Annotated in this window: 19 protein-coding genes and 2 pseudogenes; 4 read left to right on the top strand and 17 right to left on the bottom strand. The window is 57.5% G+C overall.

The genetic code is table 11. From position 1 onward, the window contains the following. Nucleotides 1-83 precede the first annotated feature (83 nt). From XalbCFBP2523_RS06300 to XalbCFBP2523_RS06370, 16 genes and pseudogenes are all read right to left on the bottom strand, one after another. Nucleotides 84-2,198: a peptidase domain-containing ABC transporter gene (locus tag XalbCFBP2523_RS06300; protein ID WP_045766234.1), complete on the bottom strand. Its 2,115-nt coding sequence runs from the start codon at nt 2,196-2,198 to the stop codon at nt 84-86. 3 nt (nt 2,199-2,201) lie between these two features. Continuing rightward, nucleotides 2,202-3,080, bottom strand: a complete 879-nt coding sequence (locus XalbCFBP2523_RS06305; RefSeq protein ID WP_230599141.1) for a rhomboid family intramembrane serine protease — start codon at nt 3,078-3,080, stop codon at nt 2,202-2,204. 324 nt (nt 3,081-3,404) lie between these two features. Next, nucleotides 3,405-3,701: a hypothetical protein gene (locus tag XalbCFBP2523_RS16295; protein ID WP_146084048.1), complete on the bottom strand. Its 297-nt coding sequence runs from the start codon at nt 3,699-3,701 to the stop codon at nt 3,405-3,407. Between the two features lie 599 nt (nt 3,702-4,300). After that, nucleotides 4,301-4,702: a hypothetical protein gene (locus XalbCFBP2523_RS06310; RefSeq protein WP_146084049.1), complete on the bottom strand. Its 402-nt coding sequence runs from the start codon at nt 4,700-4,702 to the stop codon at nt 4,301-4,303. Between the two features lie 53 nt (nt 4,703-4,755). Continuing rightward, a complete protein-coding gene (locus XalbCFBP2523_RS16545) occupies nt 4,756-5,088 on the bottom strand; it encodes a hypothetical protein (RefSeq protein ID WP_155394558.1) in 333 nt (110 codons plus the stop codon). Nucleotides 5,089-5,783: 695 nt separating this feature from the next. Continuing rightward, entirely contained in the window at nt 5,784-6,377 is a 594-nt protein-coding gene (locus XalbCFBP2523_RS16550) for a DUF6624 domain-containing protein (protein ID WP_155394557.1), read from the bottom strand. 74 nt (nt 6,378-6,451) lie between these two features. Continuing rightward, on the bottom strand, nt 6,452-7,318 hold the full coding sequence (locus XalbCFBP2523_RS06325; RefSeq protein ID WP_230599137.1) for an MvdC/MvdD family ATP grasp protein: 867 nt from the start codon (nt 7,316-7,318) through the stop codon (nt 6,452-6,454). 330 nt (nt 7,319-7,648) lie between these two features. Further along, entirely contained in the window at nt 7,649-7,819 is a 171-nt protein-coding gene (locus tag XalbCFBP2523_RS06330; protein WP_230599134.1) for a hypothetical protein, read from the bottom strand. A gap of 572 nt (nt 7,820-8,391) precedes the next feature. Next, nucleotides 8,392-9,636, bottom strand: a complete 1,245-nt coding sequence (locus XalbCFBP2523_RS06335) for an HlyD family secretion protein (RefSeq protein WP_045766231.1) — start codon at nt 9,634-9,636, stop codon at nt 8,392-8,394. Further along, on the bottom strand, nt 9,633-9,911 hold the full coding sequence (locus XalbCFBP2523_RS06340) for a hypothetical protein (protein WP_045766230.1): 279 nt from the start codon (nt 9,909-9,911) through the stop codon (nt 9,633-9,635). Before XalbCFBP2523_RS06340 ends, XalbCFBP2523_RS06335 begins: the two co-directional genes overlap by 4 nt. 77 nt (nt 9,912-9,988) lie before the next feature. Further along, nucleotides 9,989-10,390 carry a hypothetical protein gene (locus XalbCFBP2523_RS06345; protein WP_080928151.1) on the bottom strand — a complete coding sequence of 134 codons (402 nt, stop codon included), beginning with the start codon at nt 10,388-10,390 and terminating at the stop codon, nt 9,989-9,991. Between the two features lie 53 nt (nt 10,391-10,443). After that, complete coding sequence (locus tag XalbCFBP2523_RS06350) at nt 10,444-10,659, bottom strand: hypothetical protein (RefSeq protein WP_230599131.1); 216 nt, start codon at nt 10,657-10,659, stop codon at nt 10,444-10,446. A 76-nt stretch (nt 10,660-10,735) separates the two neighbouring features. Beyond that, nucleotides 10,736-11,113, bottom strand: a pseudogene (locus XalbCFBP2523_RS06355) (hemolysin D); the annotation flags it as partial. Next, entirely contained in the window at nt 11,041-11,319 is a 279-nt protein-coding gene (locus XalbCFBP2523_RS06360) for a hypothetical protein (protein ID WP_045766228.1), read from the bottom strand. The pseudogene XalbCFBP2523_RS06355 and the gene XalbCFBP2523_RS06360, both read right to left, overlap by 73 nt. Before the next feature lie 169 nt (nt 11,320-11,488). After that, nucleotides 11,489-11,697: pseudogene (locus XalbCFBP2523_RS17055) on the bottom strand (IS30 family transposase); the annotation flags it as partial. 172 nt (nt 11,698-11,869) lie between these two features. After that, nucleotides 11,870-12,763 carry a LysR family transcriptional regulator gene (locus XalbCFBP2523_RS06370; protein ID WP_045766227.1) on the bottom strand — a complete coding sequence of 298 codons (894 nt, stop codon included), beginning with the start codon at nt 12,761-12,763 and terminating at the stop codon, nt 11,870-11,872. 102 nt (nt 12,764-12,865) lie between these two features. On the opposite strand from XalbCFBP2523_RS06370, the gene XalbCFBP2523_RS06375 reads away from it, so the two are divergent. Both XalbCFBP2523_RS06375 and XalbCFBP2523_RS06380 read left to right on the top strand, forming a co-directional pair. Further along, on the top strand, nt 12,866-13,873 hold the full coding sequence (locus tag XalbCFBP2523_RS06375; protein WP_045766226.1) for a YeiH family protein: 1,008 nt from the start codon (nt 12,866-12,868) through the stop codon (nt 13,871-13,873). Between the two features lie 123 nt (nt 13,874-13,996). Beyond that, complete coding sequence (locus tag XalbCFBP2523_RS06380; RefSeq protein WP_045766225.1) at nt 13,997-15,010, top strand: cation diffusion facilitator family transporter; 1,014 nt, start codon at nt 13,997-13,999, stop codon at nt 15,008-15,010. A 175-nt stretch (nt 15,011-15,185) separates the two neighbouring features. Here XalbCFBP2523_RS06380 and XalbCFBP2523_RS06385 read toward each other — a convergent pair whose 3' ends face one another. Continuing rightward, a complete protein-coding gene (locus XalbCFBP2523_RS06385) occupies nt 15,186-17,249 on the bottom strand; it encodes a 3-hydroxyacyl-CoA dehydrogenase NAD-binding domain-containing protein (protein ID WP_045766224.1) in 2,064 nt (687 codons plus the stop codon). A gap of 237 nt (nt 17,250-17,486) precedes the next feature. Here XalbCFBP2523_RS06385 and rpoE point away from each other — a divergent pair, with 237 nt between their 5' ends. Both rpoE and XalbCFBP2523_RS06395 read left to right on the top strand, forming a co-directional pair. Beyond that, a complete protein-coding gene (gene rpoE, locus XalbCFBP2523_RS06390) occupies nt 17,487-18,107 on the top strand; it encodes an RNA polymerase sigma factor RpoE (RefSeq protein ID WP_045760981.1) in 621 nt (206 codons plus the stop codon). Then, on the top strand, nt 18,104-19,078 hold the full coding sequence (locus XalbCFBP2523_RS06395) for a sigma-E factor negative regulatory protein (protein WP_045766223.1): 975 nt from the start codon (nt 18,104-18,106) through the stop codon (nt 19,076-19,078). The genes rpoE and XalbCFBP2523_RS06395 overlap by 4 nt, the downstream gene beginning before the upstream one ends. The last annotated feature ends 60 nt before the right edge of the window (nt 19,079-19,138 follow it).

Consider the following 19,138-nt stretch of genomic DNA (forward strand, 5'->3'; position numbering starts at 1 on the left):
CATTCCATGTTCCAAGGAAATTCAAAAAATTCAGTGCGGTGGGCGCGCTTGGAAATCGGTCATTCCACTCTTGTTGCCTATACTCAAGCACTGAAGACCTGATCTTCAAGACGTGGCATCTCCGGCGATGGTTGCGGCCTCAATTCTTGCACGATCCGTCCATGCTCCATTACCAGGACGCGGTCAGCGCTGGCAATGGTTTCGGGGCGGTGCGCCACGATCACTTTGGTCAGTTGCAAGTGCTTCACCGCCTCGTTGACCAGGCGCTCGCGGGTGACATCCAGATGGCTGGTGGCTTCGTCGAGGAAGAGTAGCTTCGGCTGCCGATACAGCGCACGCGCGAGAATAATCCGCTGCTTCTGGCCGCCCGAAAGCGAACTCCCCATGTCGCCGATCAGGCTGTGATAGCCCATCGGCATCGCGGCGATATCCTCATGCACCGCCGCCAACTGCGCCGCCGCCTCGATCCGTTCCAGGTCGAAATCCGTATCGAAGAAACCGATGTTGTCGGCGATACTGCCTGCGAACAACTGGTCGTCTTGCATCACTGCGCCGACCATCGCGCGCACATTGCGCGGGCCGAGTTTGTGCAGGTCGTGCCCGCCAATGCGGATCGTCCCAGCACTGGGCGTGAGTAACCCCAGCAATAGCTTGACCAGCGTCGTTTTACCGCAACCAGACCCGCCAATGATGGCCACCGATTCCCCCGGCACAATCGTGAAGCGACAGTCCTTGAGCACCCACGGCTCGCCATCGGCGTAGCGAAACGACAGCCCTTCCACCTCGATGCTTGGCTCGGCGGGTGGCAGCGCGTGCGGTAATGCGTGATCGTCTTCTGGCGGAGTCAACACGATATCGGCCAGCCGCTCGCCATGCAGGCGCAGCATGCGGAACTCGATCCATTTGTCGATCAACCCGCTCACGCGCGTGGCGAATTGGTCCTTATAGGCCAGGTAGGCGACCAGCATGCCGACCGAAAATACGTTGTCCAACGCCAACCAGGCGCCGATCCAGATCACCGCGATGCGCTCCAGGCCGAACACCAACTGGCTGGCCGTATTGAAGCCCAGGGACATCCGCGCCAGCTTCACGTCCTGATTGACGGTGTCGTTGAGCAAGTTTTCGTAAGCGGAACGGCGCACCGATTCTTCGCCGGTCACTTTCAAACTTTGCATGCCACGCAGCGATTCCAACAAATGTGTCTGTTGCTTGGCCGCGGCCACCAATTGTTGTTCGGCGCGGTCGCGCATGGGCCGATAGGCAATTGCGCGGATACCAAGATAGAGCGCGACGGCCAGCAGCGTCACCAATGCCAACTTCCAGCTATAGACCAGCATCAGCACCAGCGTCACCATCGCCATCACGCCATCGATCATCGCCTCGACAAAGCTGGTGGTGAGCGTGTGTTGAATGGTCTGCACCGACGACATGCGCGAGGTGACGTCCCCCAGGTGCCGTTTTTCGAAAAAGTCCAGCGGCAACTTGAGCAAATGCGCGAACACGTTGCTCATCCACTGCAATCCGAGCCGGGAAGAGAGAGAGACCACCGACCAACCACGCAGCAGGCCAATGCCGACTTGCAGCAGCAGCGCCAACCCAAAACCCAGGCCGAGCACCACGAGTAAATCGCGGTCCGCCGACACCAGCACTTGGTCCACCACCCATTGCGTGTAGAACGGCGCCAGGATGACGAAGACCTGCAACGCCATCGACAACAATGCGATCTGCGACAGCGCACTCCACAGCCCACGGATGGGGCCGGTGAGTTGGCGTGCGGAAATGGAAGGGGCTGCCTTGTGCTGCTTGAACTCGGTAGTAGGCGTCAGCTCCAGTGCCACGCCGGTAAAGTGCTGGGACACTTCGCTGAGCGATAACCTGCGCTCGCCGATGGCTGGGTCGAGGATCGTCGCTTTGGTTTTGCCAACCTTGGCAAGTACCACGAAGTGGTTGAGATCCCAGTGCAGGATGCAAGGCAGGGCGAGTTGATCCAGTTGTTCCATCTCCAGCCGCAGAGGGCGGGTGGAGAAGCCCAGCGCCTGTGCAATCTGGACCAACTTGTTGAGCCTGATACCCTTGAGCGACAAGTGGAAGCGCCGCCGCAACTCGGGCAGGCCAAGTTGCATGCCATGCGCCGATGCCACCATCGCCAATGACGCCAGCCCGCATTCGCTCGCTTCTGCTTGCAAAATCGCTTTCATCGCTCAGATCGCTCCAGTTTCTGAAGATGGCAGTATTGGTTTTTTAAGATCATGCTTGAATCCTATCTCCAATAAGCCAATCGCAAGCCCCAGCAGCCAACCCGATGCATGTGCAAACCAACTCGTGCGAGGAGAGAGCAATGAGGAAGCCAACATCGTTACCAGTGCGAAATAGGCAAGCAGCCACCCAAGGGCGGGAGGGAATATTCGACGATTGCGTAGCGATATGCCGGCAATCCATCCATATAACGCAAATACTCCGCCAGAGATGCCCAGAAATGCATCCGAGCCGACCCAATGCGGGAGGAATGTCAATGAAAATGCGGGCGACAATACTCCGGATAAGAACGTCAGCCAAATAACCAGCGCCCGGCCAAGCGAGAAAGAAATGCCGGCTGCAACCATGAGTAAAGAAAAATTGGCTGCCCAGTGTGCAACACCGGAGTGCAGGAAAGGCCCGCTGAAATAGCGCCATGGTTGGCGCGGCGCATCTTGGAAAACAAGCCCGTAATGCTCAATTAGACTGAAAATGTTACCGGCGCGCGTCTGTAGGTAGAGCTGAATTCCGCCGATCGCTATCATCATGACGGCGATTGAAAGTGTTTGCCTTTTCGGTTGTAGATAACACCATGCGGAAAATCGAGAATATTCGCATAGACTGGATAATTTTCTAAAAATAAATATGTATTGAAAAATCAAAAAAGTGGAAAATAATGCAATTGCAGCGCTTGCTTTGATGAAATAGCTGGCATGGGTTTCAAAGCTTGCAATGGCGAAACCTAGTGTCATGCATAGCATCAGGGAAAATAACGCGAGGTATTGAAAATGCATTATTTTTTGAATTTCAGATGCCATGCGTGCAAAGCAAATGGGCGGGAGCATCGACTTCTCGCCTGGGATCGACACGATGATCGGGTCGAATGGATGCCATTGCCAGGTGGCGCGTCGTACTGCGGATTCACCCTCTAATCGACGTCCCCAAGGCGGTCGCCATGCTGACCATCTGTCTGGTGCGTGGGGGAAGCTATTGTCTGAATTCCAATGCATGATACATATTTTCAATACGTGATACTACGCCATTATGCCGGTTATCAATTCAGCGGATTAAGGGGGAGTTGAGCTATTCACTTGAGACATGCTCCACAAGGCGTTTGAACGACATCATGTTTGTCAAAGTTCGATTTTCGCGTTTGCATTTGTTGAAATTCAAAAAAGTTCCGCACAAAAATCATGGATTTTTTTAGAAATCAATTTGGGGGCGATAAATTTGCAGCCATCTTTCACGTCGATTAATCTCAATGAATTTTCTTTCCAGGAGATAATCTTTGGGAGTTTACTGAAATATACAAATTCAGTCTGCTTCTCGCACCTTTCGTATCCAAGTTCATCTAGTTTTTCTTCGATTTTATAGCAGATTTCAGTGGCGCTGATTCCTTCGATAATAAAGCTTTTGGGGGTAACTTCGTAAAGTGGGAAAAATGATAGAAGGATGGATGGAATCATGATAAATATCTTATCCTCAATATCTCCTGGGAGGATTTCTATTAGGGGAAAAACAAGTATTTCAGCGAAAAAAAGATAGAAAAAAAGCTTGCTAGTTGGCTAATTGACTGAAAGGGGATGATCCTTCTTTTAAGGCTTAATTCCCAGCGGAAATATTTAATCGAAGCCACTGTCGCCTCTTTTTTAAATGGTTCTCAAGTGAAAAGTATTTGATTAATTTAATCAAGGAGGCGCTGAGCTATTTATTTCAAAGTAACTTTGAAAAACATCGGAGAGATGTGTTTCGAAGGTCGCGTGCCGAGGAGTGTGCAATGAATCAAGAAAGGCATGAATTTAATTTTATATTCATTGGATTATCAAATTTCCTATGAATCTGAATTTTGAGAAATTTCCTTATATGTAAATACTGAAATGATAACGCCAAGCGCAATCACAAGGTAGCGAATGATAAGGTGTTCATAAAAGAAGGCGGAAATTATCGAGGCTAATAAGCAGATGCATAGCGCAGACAGAAGTGGAAAAATATTTTTCATGTTGATATTATTGATTTGTGATAAATAATCGCATCCATTGGTTGTGCGAAATCATCTTTATTTTATTCAATATTGGTCTTCCGAAAAATAGTCTCGCCTTATTCCTGCAGCCTTCTCTGCCATTATTTTTGATTGATGTGGACGGATAATCATCCAGAGAACAAAAAGAATTAATGAGCCAGTAATCCAGTATCCAATTCCGATGAAAATCCCGCAAGAGCGGATCAAAAAGACGATTGATAAAATCAAATACACCAATAGCATTCTAAAGTACAAAAAATGTCCTTTGTGAGAGCCAAGGATATAGTTGTAAATAGACATCAATCCGAATGCATAAAAAAAAGTTCCAGTCAGCCAACCAACCAACGGGAATGGCCATTCTTCATGCACCATGAAGGCAATGGAAAAAAGTAAAAATGAAACCGCTGCGATCGCGCATGCAAGCAGCTTTTTGTGTATCACTTTCATTTCGAATCCTCGATATGAAATGCCCCCGAACATGCTCAGGGGCACCATTAGTATTAAATTGAATCAGTTAAGACCAAGCCCAATTTGATACTGCCTCCCAGGCCCAGGGCAAACCCTCCGGCACCAGCCAGAACGCCAGTCCCTAGAGACAGTGTGCCTCCTGCAATTAGTAAGTCAGCAAAACCATTGAGCTGAGATGCAGGGCTGCCACCACTCACTTCCATGATTTCTTCAGTTGTCATGTCGCGCATCGTACTTCTCCACTGATGATGGTGCATGCCTTGCACCGTAGGTGCCAGAATATTATCTGGCGATCTCATTGACAAAGCACGCCTGAACATCTTGATTACAGACATCGCTTCCGTCGATGTATCGAAACCGATCATCTCCCAAGCGACAACAAAGGTTCAAGCGCCCATCTGCAAGCAGACCCATCAATTCCAATACGAACGCTGACTTGATACCAGCCTTCTTTATTGCATCCTGAACTATTTCATTGTTGTATTTCTGACAATACTATTACCCATTAACTCCATATTTTTCCAGCGTAGCGCGCTGAGGAACCCATACAGACGGGGTGGTTGTATAGGTATATTCCGCGGTCTTTTCATCAAGCTTGTACTCATCCAGCTTCCCAGGATTCTTTTTTACCTACTGATCCGCACGTTCCAGTATTTTATAGTTCACGCCCGCACGAATGTAAAAATCCTCTCCTCGTTATGAAATTTCTCCAGCCAATCACGATACTTCGCCGCCAAAACCCTGGGGCCTCCTTCCGCCACCAACATAGCCTCTCCTTCCTTCCCAGTGGGCAACGTGCCATGCCCGTAAAAAATGGGGGGCATCGAATTTTCGCCAGGGATTGACAAAATGATTGGGTCAAATGGATGCCATTGCAAGATGGCACGCCGTACTGCTGAACCCCCACTCTTGTGTACATCCCAATGGCGGTGGCCATGCTGACCATCTGTATGATGCGTGCGGGAAAATCTCATCCGAATTGAAATGCATTGTGCATATTTCCTCGTCAGCCTGTCAAAGGATAGTTACACACTTTAATTTACAGAATCAGGGGCGGTCATTAATGAGAATTTTTGTAGAGTTGTTCACTGATACAGCGGTAGTCGGCGAGCTTCATCAGCCCGAGTGCATCCCGTTCACGTTCGATCGCGACGGAATTACCTACGTCCAGCGGCTCGCCCGTAGTAGGCGATCGTAGTTGCGAACCGAAGCGTTGAGGCTTTCCTGATGCCAGAAGCACTCTGTCCGATAGCAAGGCGAACTTGCTTGCATCTATTTCACCACTTTTAACCATGGGTTCAAATTTCTTTAGTGCTTTTGATTGAAGTTCAACATCTCCATCAGCGTGTTGAATAAGTAGCCAAAGTGCAGCAAGCCCGTCGCGTCCCACTTCGTCAATAGAGGGAATGGATACTGCATGCCCCAGTTCTTTGTGGAGATAGCGCAGATTCCGTGCTTGCAGTTCCTTAAGGGCAGTTGGATTGACGCTTCCGGATGCCAACTGCTCGTAGAGCCGCTGATCCTCCTCTTCGTGCTCCAGAATGCGATGCCGCTTTGCTTCATCTGTTACCACCGGTGCCTTAGGTGGCCCCGCCGCCAGCTGCCGGGAAATTTGTGCTTGAATGAACTTCGCTGCGCCGGGGCATGCATCCATTGCTTGACTCAGATCAACCGCCCCGCACGAATCTATGAAGAGCAGGGACGCTAGTCCCAGTGCGCTAACAAGTCTCATATGGCCACCATATCTTGGTCTATACGGGTAATCACGCGGTCGTTCTGTCGGAAGCGCTGTGTTGCAGCGCGAAACTCGACGTACCGATCGCTACTCTCAAAGTCAGGCAGGTTTGCCACATCCCATGGCAATGCCTGGTAGTCCGATGATCCGGCAAGGAGTAAACCGGCCATCTCGCCAAGGAGGTTCATCTCGGGGATGTGGTCATCAATAAATAGAAATTGACCGCCAGTGTTGACCTCGAAGAAAAATACGTTTCCCTGCAAGTCGACCGCAAGGTCGATGCAGCCATATCGCAGGTCAAGCTTTTCCATCAGCGCGTTGATTGAGGTGCGTGTTCTTGCGTCGACGTCGTACCAATCCATGCGTAATTCACCTGGCTTTACTGAGCTTGGCCTCCAATCCAGTAGCGCAGTTCCATTATGCCCCACAATTCTCGCAGAGAAAATACGATGTCCAATCACTGTGATTCGAAGATCAAACGCTTTATTCACCAAAGTCTGGTAGATCGCTGGGCATGCACGGATACTGGCATCGTCGATTTTTCGATCTTGTGGGATCACCACAGGCCCACACTGCCAGCACTTTCGATTCTGCTCGCTCGACCAAAAGTGTGGAGTGAAGTGCTTCACTAAGAGATTTTCCTGTCTTGCGCGGAAATCAGCAACGACAGCAGGATCGTTCGTGATCACCGTATCTGGAATGTGGAATCCACATGCGACTGCAGCATCGAGCTGGAGCCCTTTCATGCCTGCATCGATTGGATGCCAATCCCCAACTATGAATGAAGCCTTGGAGCGAAGAGCCGCAGCTAGCGATCCATGCGCGCTCTGAAGTTCGTTGCGCGTGAATTTCAGAGACACCGGATCTAGTCCAGCCAGCGGCTGGTAAGGTACTGGGCGCCTGAACCACAGTGAACGTACGTCGTTGATCCTCTCTTTTCCCATGCGCAAATCGGAACCCGCACTAGTAGGGAAGTGTGTAACGACTGAACTATCAGATACACCGATTCCATCCCATAACACAACGCATGCACCCGCCCGCTCAAGCGCCCATGCTACGGCCACAGCATGGATATCTTCAGAATTCCCCACGATGATGTGCGCTGGTCCCATAGGGTTAGCTCCCTGATCCGTTTAACTCCCTCCGCCGCAAGGCGGAGGGAGGGCTTTTGCCAATATGCTAAGAAGATATTACCAATCAACAGTTACTGAAGCTTCCCAGTCGCCACCAGACGTAACCTTGCCAGTAGCGCTATGGGTAGTCTCACCCCCGCCAGCACCGACACTCATTAGCTCTTCAGCACTAAGTTCACGTGCCATTTCCAGACCTACCGGCTTGATCGAAGCGTTTTCGTCAAACATGGTTAACTCCTTCCTAGATGTGCGGTGGTATTCAAATCCCCCCATCCGCAAGGGGGTTACGTCCATGCAGGTCCTAATTTTGCTGCGTGGATCGTCTTGAGCCGCAGGTACTTGCTGCGGGGAATTCAATTGCCAGATCTGTACTTTGAATTGTTCCTGGTCGGCGCGCAGCGATGCTGCGAGTTATGGGGGGGGGGCTCGAAAAATCCCCTGATATGCATTCCGATAAATTTTCGGATTGCACCGCAGGTTGATTCACAGCCCAGCACGCAGCGTTTGGTCACCGCCGCCGCCTTGTAGTGAAGGCGGCAACCGCGCTGCGTACATGTCGCGCACTCATGCAGGAAAAACTTCAGCTTCCTGCAGCGGTGCCAGATGCATCAGGTTGTGACTGGCGACTTTCGAACGCGTCCATGATTTCTCCAATTGTCATATCGCGCATCGTACTTCTCCACTGATGAGGGGGCATACCTTGCACCGTAGGTGTCAGCGATTGGCTGGCGATCTCACTCACAAAGCACTCTTGAACATCTTGATTACAGGGATCGCTTCCGTCGATGCATCCAAACCAATCACCTACCAAGCGACAACAAAGGTTCAAACACCCATTCGATCAGCCTTCTCCGCTCGCCGATGATGTCGGCTTGTAACAGCATCCCCGGCTTGAGCATTTCGGGCTTGCCGTAGGCCATGACGCTTTGCCGCCCCAGCGCAACGGTGACGCGGTAATACGGTTCCCCCTGCTGAGCATTGCCGATCAACGCGCCCAGTTCACTCGAACTCAGCGCGCTGCGGCTGATCCGGCTCAGGTGGCCTTGCTGGTGACCAAACTTTTGATACGGGAAGGCTTGATAGCGCAGCAACACGGTATCCCCAGGGGCGATAAAGCCGATGGCACGGCTGGGGACCAGTAATTCGGCTTCCAGGCGTCCATCGCCCGGCACCACGCTCAGCAGCGGCTGCCCGAGCTGGATCGCTTGCCCAGGTTTTGCCATCTGTGTGGCCACCACGCCTGCCACCGGTGCCGTCACCACCAAGGCGCCATTGACCTGGGTTTGCACCTGTTCCTGTTCCACCGCCGCCGCATCCCGTCGATAATCGGCCTGCACGCCCCCGCGCTGCCCCGGCAACACGCGTAGTTGCTGTTCGATCTGCGCCGCGCTGCGTCGCATCTCCGTCGCCTGCCGCTGCAAGGCCTGCATCTGGCTGGTGTATTCCAGGGCGGTGGATTCCTGCTGCTTGATTTGCAACACGCTGACGTATTTGTCGTCCTGCAATTGGCGCCAGCGTTGCAGCACCTCATTGGCAAGCGCGATCTGGTTGCGACGGGTGGTGACTTCTGCATCCACTTGCACCAATTCCTGGCGCAGATTGGCTAGCTGCGCACGCAGGCCCTGCTCTTGCGCATCCAATTGCTGCAACTGTGCTTGCTCGGATGATTTCAAGCCTTCGCCGCGCTGGCGCAATTGGTGTTGCAGTGCCACTTCCGTGTCGCCGCTGCCTAGGGTCGCGCGCGGGACCGTGACCACGGCGAGCATCTGCCCGGCCTTGACCCGTTGCCCTTCACTGACCTCCAGCCGGCTCACGACGCCAGTGGCCGGCGCCATCACCGTGGCCAGGCCCTTGATCGGCACCAGTTGCCCGGTCACCGTGGAGCGGTGGGTATAGGTGCCCATGCACAGGAAGACCAAGACGGATGCCGCCACGATCCCGGCGGCGCTGGCGAGCACCCATGCCCGCACGGGCTGCGCCAAGGAGATGCCGCCCAGCCAACTGTTGCGGCGTGCTTGTAGCACTTCCTGGCGGAACAGGGTCATGGCTTGTTCTCTCGGCCGGTGCGGCGGGTTGCATGGCGAGCGGACACCACCATCGCGCACATGGTGAATGCGCCGATCAACACTGCCTCCAGGATCGGCAACGCTTGCTCGGGTAGCCAGGCGGTTGCCTGGATGCAGTGTGCGCTCATCAACGCCGCGAGGATGGCGGCCAGCGTTGTCCACTTGGGTCTGCCACCGCGAAGCCGGACGATGCCGATGATCGGCAGCGCCAGAACAAGGTCGTCAAGCAATATCGTGGGGAACGATTGAAGCACGGGACGATCCTTTGAAACGGTCAAAATGGGTTTTTGACTATGTGTTCAGTATGGGATGAAAATTTCTTGCCACGCCCTCATTGAAAGATTGGATTGGAAAGCATTTTCCTTAGGATGTAAAAAGGGCCGATAACAAGTGGTAAATTATCGTCCTTTTTGATCATGACGTCTTGAGCGTCAAATCTCAGTAGTCTATGAATATCAGGCTCCCAGCAATTTTTATTTTTATTAAATACATATCTATTGGAAATCAGGAATTCTTCAATGTCACGGAAATTAGCGATTGAAACTTCGACTTTTGATATCCATGTGGCTTTCCAGTGCCCGGCAATTCCCGCAATGCAGCCAAGTAACGCAGTAGTGCCATGATCAATCAAGTGTGCTGCTATATATCCCGCAAGGAAAAGTGAAATGTAAAATATAACTTTGGGGCGATCCTTGAGCTGTTGGTTGAGTCCTAGGTATTTTATTTTTTTCATATAATTTTTTATTGTAATGGTGGGGCATTTTTCAATGCCCCACCATGATTAAGTCAACCCTCTACAACTGACTTGCCAATGTAGTAGCCGACGCCAAATCCGATTGCAGCGCCGATAGCTCCTCCTATGTGGCCACCAATGCCGAGTCCAATCATTGCCCCTTCTGCTCCGGCTTCGCCGCCTAGATAGCCGCCGGCTGCACCTGTGAAGTCGGCAAGCCCCAAGCCCCCTGATACCATGTTAATTTCATCTGCGCTTAGCTCGTACATATCCTACTCCATTTTAGCCTGAGTTAATTCGCCTCAGGATTGCGATTTCCAGGTATTCTGGAAATACTAAATATGCCGCGCGCGGAACCGTGACCACGGCGAGCATCTGCCCGGCCTTGACCCGTTGCCCTTCGCTGACCTCCAGCCGGCTCACGACGCCAGTGGCCGGCGCCATCACCGTGGCTAAGCCCTTGATCGGCACCAGTTGCCCGGTCACCGTGGAGCGGTGGGTATAGGTGCCCATGCACAGGAAGACCAAGACGGACGCCGCCACGATCCCGGCGGCGCTGGCGAGCACCCATGCCCGCACGGGCTGCGCCAAGGAGATGCCGCCCAGCCAACTGTTGCGACGTGCTTGCAGCACTTCCTGGCGGAACAGGGTCATGGCGTGTGTTCTCGACCGGTACGGCGGTTTGCATGGCGAGCGGACGCCACCATCGCGAACAGGGTGAATGCGCCGATCAACACTGCCTCCAGGATCGGCAACGCCTGCTCCGGTACCCCGGCGGTTGCCTGGATGCCGCGTGCGCTGAGCATTGCCGCGAGGATGGCGGCCAGCTTCACCCGATTGAGCCTGCCACCACGAAGCCGGACGATGCCGATGATCGGCAGGGCCAGGAGAAGGCCGTCAAGCAATAGCGTGGAGAGGGATTGAAGCATGCGACGATCGATCCTTCGAAACGGCTAAGAGTAGTGGTGAGGAAAGCGTCCTAGCGCACCAGCATATGCCCGCCTTCGCAATCATTGGTAACCGGTGAATGCGCGAGTGTCAAGCGTCGAAAGTGTGTCGAATTTCGCGGTTTTAATTTCCATGCCTAGCAGGGCGGTTTCAACTTGCAAGCGCGATACGTCAGTTGAATTTAGCGCTCTTTTTTCCAGCGCCTGATTTTGCGTCTGCCAGTCGAGCGTCTAGCGTGATCGAGCGTTCATCAGATCAGCGACATTATTTAGATATTCCTGGTTTGCCTCGGAAAGGTTTGCCCCCTTGGGCATGAATTGACGCAGAATTTCGTTGGTATTCTCATTGTTTCCACGTTGCCGCGCTCGACCTGCAGAAACGCGCGTTCTTCGCAACTCAAATGACGGTATTGTTTTCCCATGCCAATACTAGGTGATTGCGGAGTTCGATCGCGGAGTGTTGCACTTGGAAATTGAATCAAATCATTCGCATGCCAATGCAGTGCTGGCGCGGGAGATCGGGCGTGACGGATCAGCCTGCCGTGGCCGGTGTTTGCAGCGCCAGCAGTGCGGACGCGGCGGCACCGAGGCTGCGTTCGCGATGCCTCAGGGCGTAAAAGCTGCGTGCGTCCAGCGGTGCACCGATGCCACGTAGGCGTCCGCTTTCCAGCCACGGCGCGGCGGCGAGTTGCGAGATCGCGGCCAGGCTCTCGCCGGCATGCACCGCCGATAAAACCGCCTCGTTGGAGGGCAAGGTCAGCGCGACGCGCAGTCGGTCCGGAGCAATCCCGGTGGCACGCAATGCTGTCTCGAACGCCGAGCGTGTGCCCGAGCCAGGTTCTCGCATGATCCAGGTGCCGCGCTCGACCAGCCGAGGCAGGCCGAAGCGTCGTTGCCCTGCCAGCGGGTGCCCTGGTGCAGCGACTACCCTCAGTCGATCGTGGTCCAGTGCCGACGCGTGCAGTTCCGGCGCCTGCACGTGGCCTTCGACGAAGCCCAATTCGGCGCGTCCTTCGCTTACCGCGCGCGCCACGTTCTCGGTATTGCCGACGCTGAGCCGCACTTGGATCTGCGGATAGCGCGCATGGAACGCCATGAGCCGGGCTGGCAGCCAGTAGCTGGCGACGGTCTGGCTGGCGTGCAGGTCGAGGGTGCCGCGCAGCACGCCGCGCCATTCGCTCAAGGCCAGTTCGGCGGCGCGGCGGCGCGCCAGGATCGCCCGGGCATCCTCGCAGAACGCAGCGCCGGCGGCGGTCAGGACGATGCCGCGCCCGACGCGATCGAACAGCGTGACGCCGTACTGGCGCTCCAGTGCCTTGATCGCGGCACTGGCCGCAGACGGTGTGCGGTGCGCGGCGTGTGCGTCCAAGGTCAGATGCTGGCGTTCGGCGACTGCGACGAATAGCGCGAGTTGTTCCAGGGGCATGATGGAACCATTCGATTCATGCGAATGAAGTGTGCACAATTATCCGATGGATCAGAAGGGTGCGTAGGCACATCCTGTGGTCATTTCGAGGAGCGCGACACGATGTACACGATGGGGTGGAGCGCCAAAAGGCTGCTGCCGGGTGGCGCGTTGGCGGTGGCCATTGCGCTGTTGGCGTGGTTGGTCGAGTGGGGGCAATTGCAGTGGTTGGGGCGGCGGTGGATCGATGCGCTGGTGTTCGCGATCGTGCTCGGCACGTTGCTGCGTACCGCATGCACGCTGCCATCGTGCGTTCATGACGGAGTCGCCTTCGCCGCCAAATTGCCGCTGGAACTGGCAATCGTGCTGCTCGGGGCCACAGTCGGCCTCGCCGCCATCGGTGCGGCTGGTGGCTGGCTGCTGATCACGATTGCCGCTGTCGTGCTGTTGGCCATCGGGATCGGCTACGGCATCGGCCGCGCGTTTGGCCTGCCGCCGCGCTTGGCCACGTTGGTTGCCTGCGGCAACGCGATCTGTGGCAATTCGGCGATCGTGGCGGCCGCGCCGGTCATCGACGCCGATTCGCAGGACGTGGCCGCTTCGATCGCATTCACCGCGGCACTCGGCATCGTGGTGGTGCTGGTGCTGCCGCTGACGGTGCCGTTACTGGGACTGGATCATCACCACTACGGCATCCTGGCCGGCATGACCGTGTATGCGGTGCCGCAGGTACTCGCGGCGACCCTACCGGTCAGTGCCGTCAGCGCCCAGGTCGGTACGCTGGTCAAGTTGATGCGGGTGGTGATGCTGGGGCCGGTGCTGCTGCTGCTGGGCGTACTCGGTGGACGCCGACAGACGCAGCGCAGGCCGCTCCATACCCTGGTGCCGTGGTTCGTGTTCGGTTTTATCGGCATGATGGGATTGCGTGCGTGCGGACTGCTGCCGGCGCCGTTGGTGGAAGTGGCGCAATCTGCCTCTTCCCTGCTGACCTTGCTGGCAATGGCGGCTCTGGGGTTGTCGGTTAACCTGCGAGCGATGTTGGCCTCTGGCGGTCGTGTGCTTGCGGCTGGGGCGTTGTCGCTGTTGGCGCTGGCGAGCATCAGCGTGCTGCTGCTGCGCTGGCTGCCCTGACATTCGCAGTCGCAGCAAGCGTGCCCCGGTGCATGGCATTGCCGCCACGGTGTAATAGTCTGCGTGCTGGCACCGGCGTATGGTGGTGTCCACTTCCCTTATCGCTTCGTTGCCAGGTGTTCCATGGGACACGACCACAACCACGCGCCGACTCAGATCCGCCACGAAGTACCCTTATGGTGGGCTTTCGGTTTGACGGCCATGTTCCTGATGGTGGAGGTGGCAGGGGGGCTTGTCACCAACAGTCTGGCGTTGCTTTCCGATGCCGCGCACATGGCCACCGATGCGTTGGCGTTGATGATCGCTTTGGTGTCGGTGCGGCTGAGTCGGCGTCCGCCCGATGCCAGGCGCAGCTACGGCTATGCGCGGTTGGAAGCGCTCGGGGCGCTGGTCAACGCGGCGCTGTTGTTCGTGGTGGCCGGTTACATCCTGTGGGAGGCGTTGCAGCGGTTCCATCAACCCCAGCATGTCGCAACAGTTGGAATGCTCGGCATCGCCGCGTTCGGCTTGCTGGTCAACCTGATCGCGATGCGTCTGCTCAAGGCCGGCAGTGGCGACAGTTTGACCATGAAAGGTGCTTATCTGGAAGTGTGGAGCGACATGCTCGGCTCGGTTGCCGTGATTGTCGGTGCGTTGGCGATGCGTCTCACAGGTTGGAAATGGATCGACCCGGTCCTGGCGATCCTGATCGGGGCGTGGGTGCTGCCGCGGACCTGGGTGCTGTTGCGCGAGGCGGTCAATGTGTTGCTGGAAGGCGTGCCCAAAGGAGTCGACATGGAGGCGGTGCGCGGTCATCTGCATGCGGTACCGGGCGTGTCGAGCGTGCATGACTTGCACATCTGGGCGTTGGCTTCCAGTACGCCGGCGATGACCGCGCATGTGGTGTTCGCCGAGGGCATCGATGGCGATGTGTTGCGTGCGCGTCTGCGCGAGGAGTTGCACGAACGTTTCGGTATCGATCACATCACCTTGCAGATGGAGGCGGGCCATTGCGGTGCGGCACCGTGCGGCACTCCGGTGGCGAGTGGTGAGCACGACCATGATAGCCACGAGCACGAGCACGAGCACGAGCACGACCACGACCACGACCACGGCGCGCACCGGCATGGTCGTGCGCAGGTGCCTCCGCATTCTTGAACTGGCCTGTGTGCGGCAGTAGCCGCGAGCGGTTTCCAGTGCGATGCGTCGCGATCAACGTGACCGTGAGGGTGCGACCAGGCCGTGCTGTTCCTTGGCCGGACGTTGCTGATGTTTCAATCCACGCACCCGCGACAGTCCGTCGCGCTTGCGAACTTGCCGGCCTGGTGGAATCTCAGACCGGCGTTTCGCGTAATGCCGGCGAATCCCAACCTGGGCGCGGTGCGAAGCGCTCGCCGTAGCGCGCTTGCAGCGTGCGCAAGCGTGCCAGCAGTGTGTCGGCACCGGCGGCGCGGATGTGCTGGATCGGGCCGCCACGGAATGGTGCGAAGCCGGTGCCGAAGATCACGCCGGCATCCAGCAGATCGGCATCGGCGACCACGTCGTCGTGCAAGCATGCCACCGCTTCGTTGAGCAACGGCAGGATCAGGCGGTCTTCCAGATCGTCCGGCGCGCGGTAGTCCTTGGTCAATTCGGGTTTCTTGGCGCGACCGTTTTCCCAGACGTACAGGCCCTTGCCGTCCTTCTTGCCGCGCTTGCCCGGCTCCACTGTCTGCAGCGCCGCCGGAATTGGCAGGCCCAGGAATGGCGCCAGCTCCGCGCCGACGCCAGCGGCCACGTCCAGGCCGACGGTGTCGAGGAGTTCGATCGGGCCCATCGGCATGCCGAACTTCACCGCGACCTTATCGATCGCAGGGCCGGGAATGCCCTCGGCATACGCGGTGGCCGCTTCCAACATGTACGGGAACAGCACCCGGTTGACCAGGAATCCCGGAGTGCCGGCGACCGGCACCGGCAGCTTGTCGATCGCCTTGCAGAATGCCGCCAGGCGTTTTTGATTTTCCGGTGGCAGGCCGTCGTGGCAAACGATTTCCACCAATGGCATTTGCGCCACTGGGTTGAAGTAATGCAAGCCGCCGAACTGCGCCGGGTGCTGGAGCTGTTCGCGTAACTCGTTCAACGGAATCGAGGACGTGTTGGTGCTGAGCAGCGCGTTCGGCTGCATCCGTGGTTCCAGCTCTCGATACAGGTCGCACTTGGCTTGCGGGTTTTCGATGATGGCTTCGATCACCAGGTCGGCTGTCGATACGCCGTTGCCGCTCAGGTCGCTTTTCAAGCGTGCCGCCACCTCCGGGCGCTTGCTGTCGTCCTTGACGCGCTTGGCGAACAGGTCGCCGGCACGGCGTAGTGCGCCGTCGATGAAGCGCTGTTCGCGGTCTTGCAGGGTCACTTCGAAGCCCTTGTAGGCAGACCACGCCGCGATGTCGCCACCCATCACGCCAGCGCCGACCACGTGCACATGGCGGATGCCGTGCTCCTTGCCGCCTAGCGACTTGAGCCGTTCGGTGAGGAAGAAAATGCGAATCAAGTTGTGCGCGGTCGGTGTGCCGGCCAGCTTGACCACCGCTTTGCGCTCGGCGTCCAGACGTGCCTGAATGTCGCTGCCGCCGGTGCGCTCCCACACGTCGATCAGCGCATACGGCGCCGGGTAGTGTTCTTTTCGTGCCTTGCGCGCGACCTGCTTGCGCATCTGCGGCGCCAGCAGTTTGCGCGCCGGCCAGGTATTGGTCGCCCAGGCAGTGACACGCTGCTGGAATGGCCGTGCGCTGCCGGACAGGGCCAGCGTCACCGCGTTATCGGTCAGCACGGCCGGCGCGGCGATCTTGTCGATCAAGCCGAGCGCCCGCGCCGCCACCGCCGATACGGTACGCCCGGTGAGCATCAGATCCATCGCCGCCGGTGCGCCGATCAGTTGTGGCAGGCGCGCGCTGCCACCCCAGCCGGGGAAGATGCCGAGTTTGGTCTCGGGCAGGCCGATGCGCGTGGACGCATCGCTGGAGGCGATCCGGAAGCGGCAGGCCAGCGCGATCTCGGTGCCGCCGCCCATGCAGAAGCCATGGATCGCAGCGACGGTGGGGCAGGGCAATTCCGCCAGCTTCTGGAAGGTGGCCTGACCACGCCGGATCGCGTCGTTGACGGTGCCGCGGCGGTCGAATTCCTGGAACTCCTTGAGGTCGGCGCCGGCGATGAAGCCATTGGGTTTGGCCGAACGGATCACCACGCCCCTGGGCGGATCGATGGCAATGCGGTCGAGCAGGTCGTCCAGCTCCAGCAGGACGGCCTGCGACAGCGCATTGACGGGCGCGTCCTGGCGATCGAGGCTGAGTACGACGACCCCGTCGTCGCGGATGTCCGCTTGCCAGTGACTGAATCGGAGCCCATCGAAGCCTGAGACCATGGGAGGACCATTCGTGTGTGTATGGAGAAGGCCGTTATCATCCAGAGGTTGTTTCCATAGCGTCAAATCCAATGTATCGGCATTGACGTGGGTCTTGCGACCGCTGGTCTTGCGCCAGCCTAACGGACTTCTGGTTAACGTGGTGGGACGGCGGTCCGTTGAGGAGCGCTGAACTTTTTTCCGAATTGGCGGTCATACGGTCCGACGTAGGTTGGGCTGACAGGAGTGCGGCCCGCTATGGCCGATGTCGAAACATCCCAGGAGCTGGACTCGGAACTGGTCCGGCGTGTGCAGCGCGGCGAGAGCGCGGCGTTCGATGTGCTGGTGCGCAAGTACCAGCACCGGGTCGTCGGCGTGATCGGGCGCTACATCGCCGACTGGAGCGAATGTCAGGACGTGGCCCAGGACACTTTCATTCGCGCCTACCGCGCGATGGGGAGCTTCCGCGGCGATGCCCAGTTCTCTACATGGTTGCACCGGATCGCCGTGAATACCGCTAAGAATTACCTGATTGCACATAAGCGCAGGCCGCCCACCGACGATGTCGATGTGCTCGATGCCGAGCAGTTCGACAGCGGCGCGCGGCTGCGCGACACCGATACGCCGGAACGCGAGCTGATGCGTCAGGAGTTGGAGCGCACGGTGATGCAGGCGGTCGATGCCCTGCCGGAAGAATTACGTACCGCCATCACCCTGCGCGAGGTGGACGGTATGCGTTACGAGGACATCGCGCAGAAGATGGGGTGCCCGATCGGCACGGTGCGTTCGCGCATCTTCCGTGCGCGAGAAGCCATCGACGCCCAACTCCGTCCCCTGTTGGATACCGACAGCGCCACTCGTGAGCGACACCGCGTATGACCGAGAACACGCCTTTTCCCCAGCCCGTGCCACCTCCCGGCACTGTGGTCCCGGACAAGTTCGAACTGCACTACCGGCAGCAGTTGTCCGCCTTGATCGATGGCGAATTGCCGGCCGACGAGGCACGCTTCGTGTTGCGTCGGTTGCAGCACGATGAAGAATTGGCCGGCTGCCACGAGCGTTGGCAATTGTGCGGGGAGATTCTGCGTGGCCGTGTCAGCGTGCCGGCGCCAGCGGATTTCAGTGCCCGCGTGCGCGAGGCGGTCGCGGCCGAGGCATCGCAGCAAGTGCAGGCCCGTCGGCTCGGTGCTGCCGGCAACCGCCGCACATGGCGCTGGGGCGGCGGCGTGGCGTTGGCCGCCTCGGTTGCGGGGCTCGCTTTATTCGTGACCCGCGAACGTTTGCCCGAGGCACCCGCGGCAGTGCCGCCGGCGCAGGTCGCCAGTGACACCACACAGGCGTCTGCGTCCGCTGCATCGCCGGCGCGGCTTCCAGCGCCCCAGCCGACGCCCATCGATCCGCAGGACGATCTCGCCGCCGCTGTTGTCGCTGCCCCGGCGGTGGCAACAGCGGCACCTCGACGTCAGGACGCCGAGGCCCGTGGCGATGGGATGCGCCGTGCGCAAGTGGAGCGCGCGGCTGGCGCTGTCGCGGTCGAGCATCCCGCGCGTGCGGTTGCCGTCACGACATCTGCGGTTGCCGCGCCGCCGGTGCAGGCGACGCCCCCGTTTGCCGTTCCTGCAGTCGCCGCGCCGGCGATCGCGCAGCGCGCAGGCGATCCGTTCGGGCATGCGACGCCTACCTTGCAGCCACGACCGTGGCCGCGCTCACCGCTGCCTCAGGGGGCTTCCGGCAGCGAGTTCACGGCTAGTTTTCCTAGTCAAGGTGCGTCCTCGACGGCGTTTTACCCGTTCGAGCCGCAGTTGTCTGCAGGCGCTACGGTCGCCGCACCACCTTCGCAACAGCCTTGATTGCGTGCGTCGGTCGGAGTCCTTGCTTCGTCTCTGCGGATGGTGACCGCGGCATCTTTT

Source organism: Xanthomonas albilineans (genome assembly GCF_002939705.1).
In the GTDB taxonomy this organism is placed as follows: domain Bacteria; phylum Pseudomonadota; class Gammaproteobacteria; order Xanthomonadales; family Xanthomonadaceae; genus Xanthomonas_A; species Xanthomonas_A albilineans.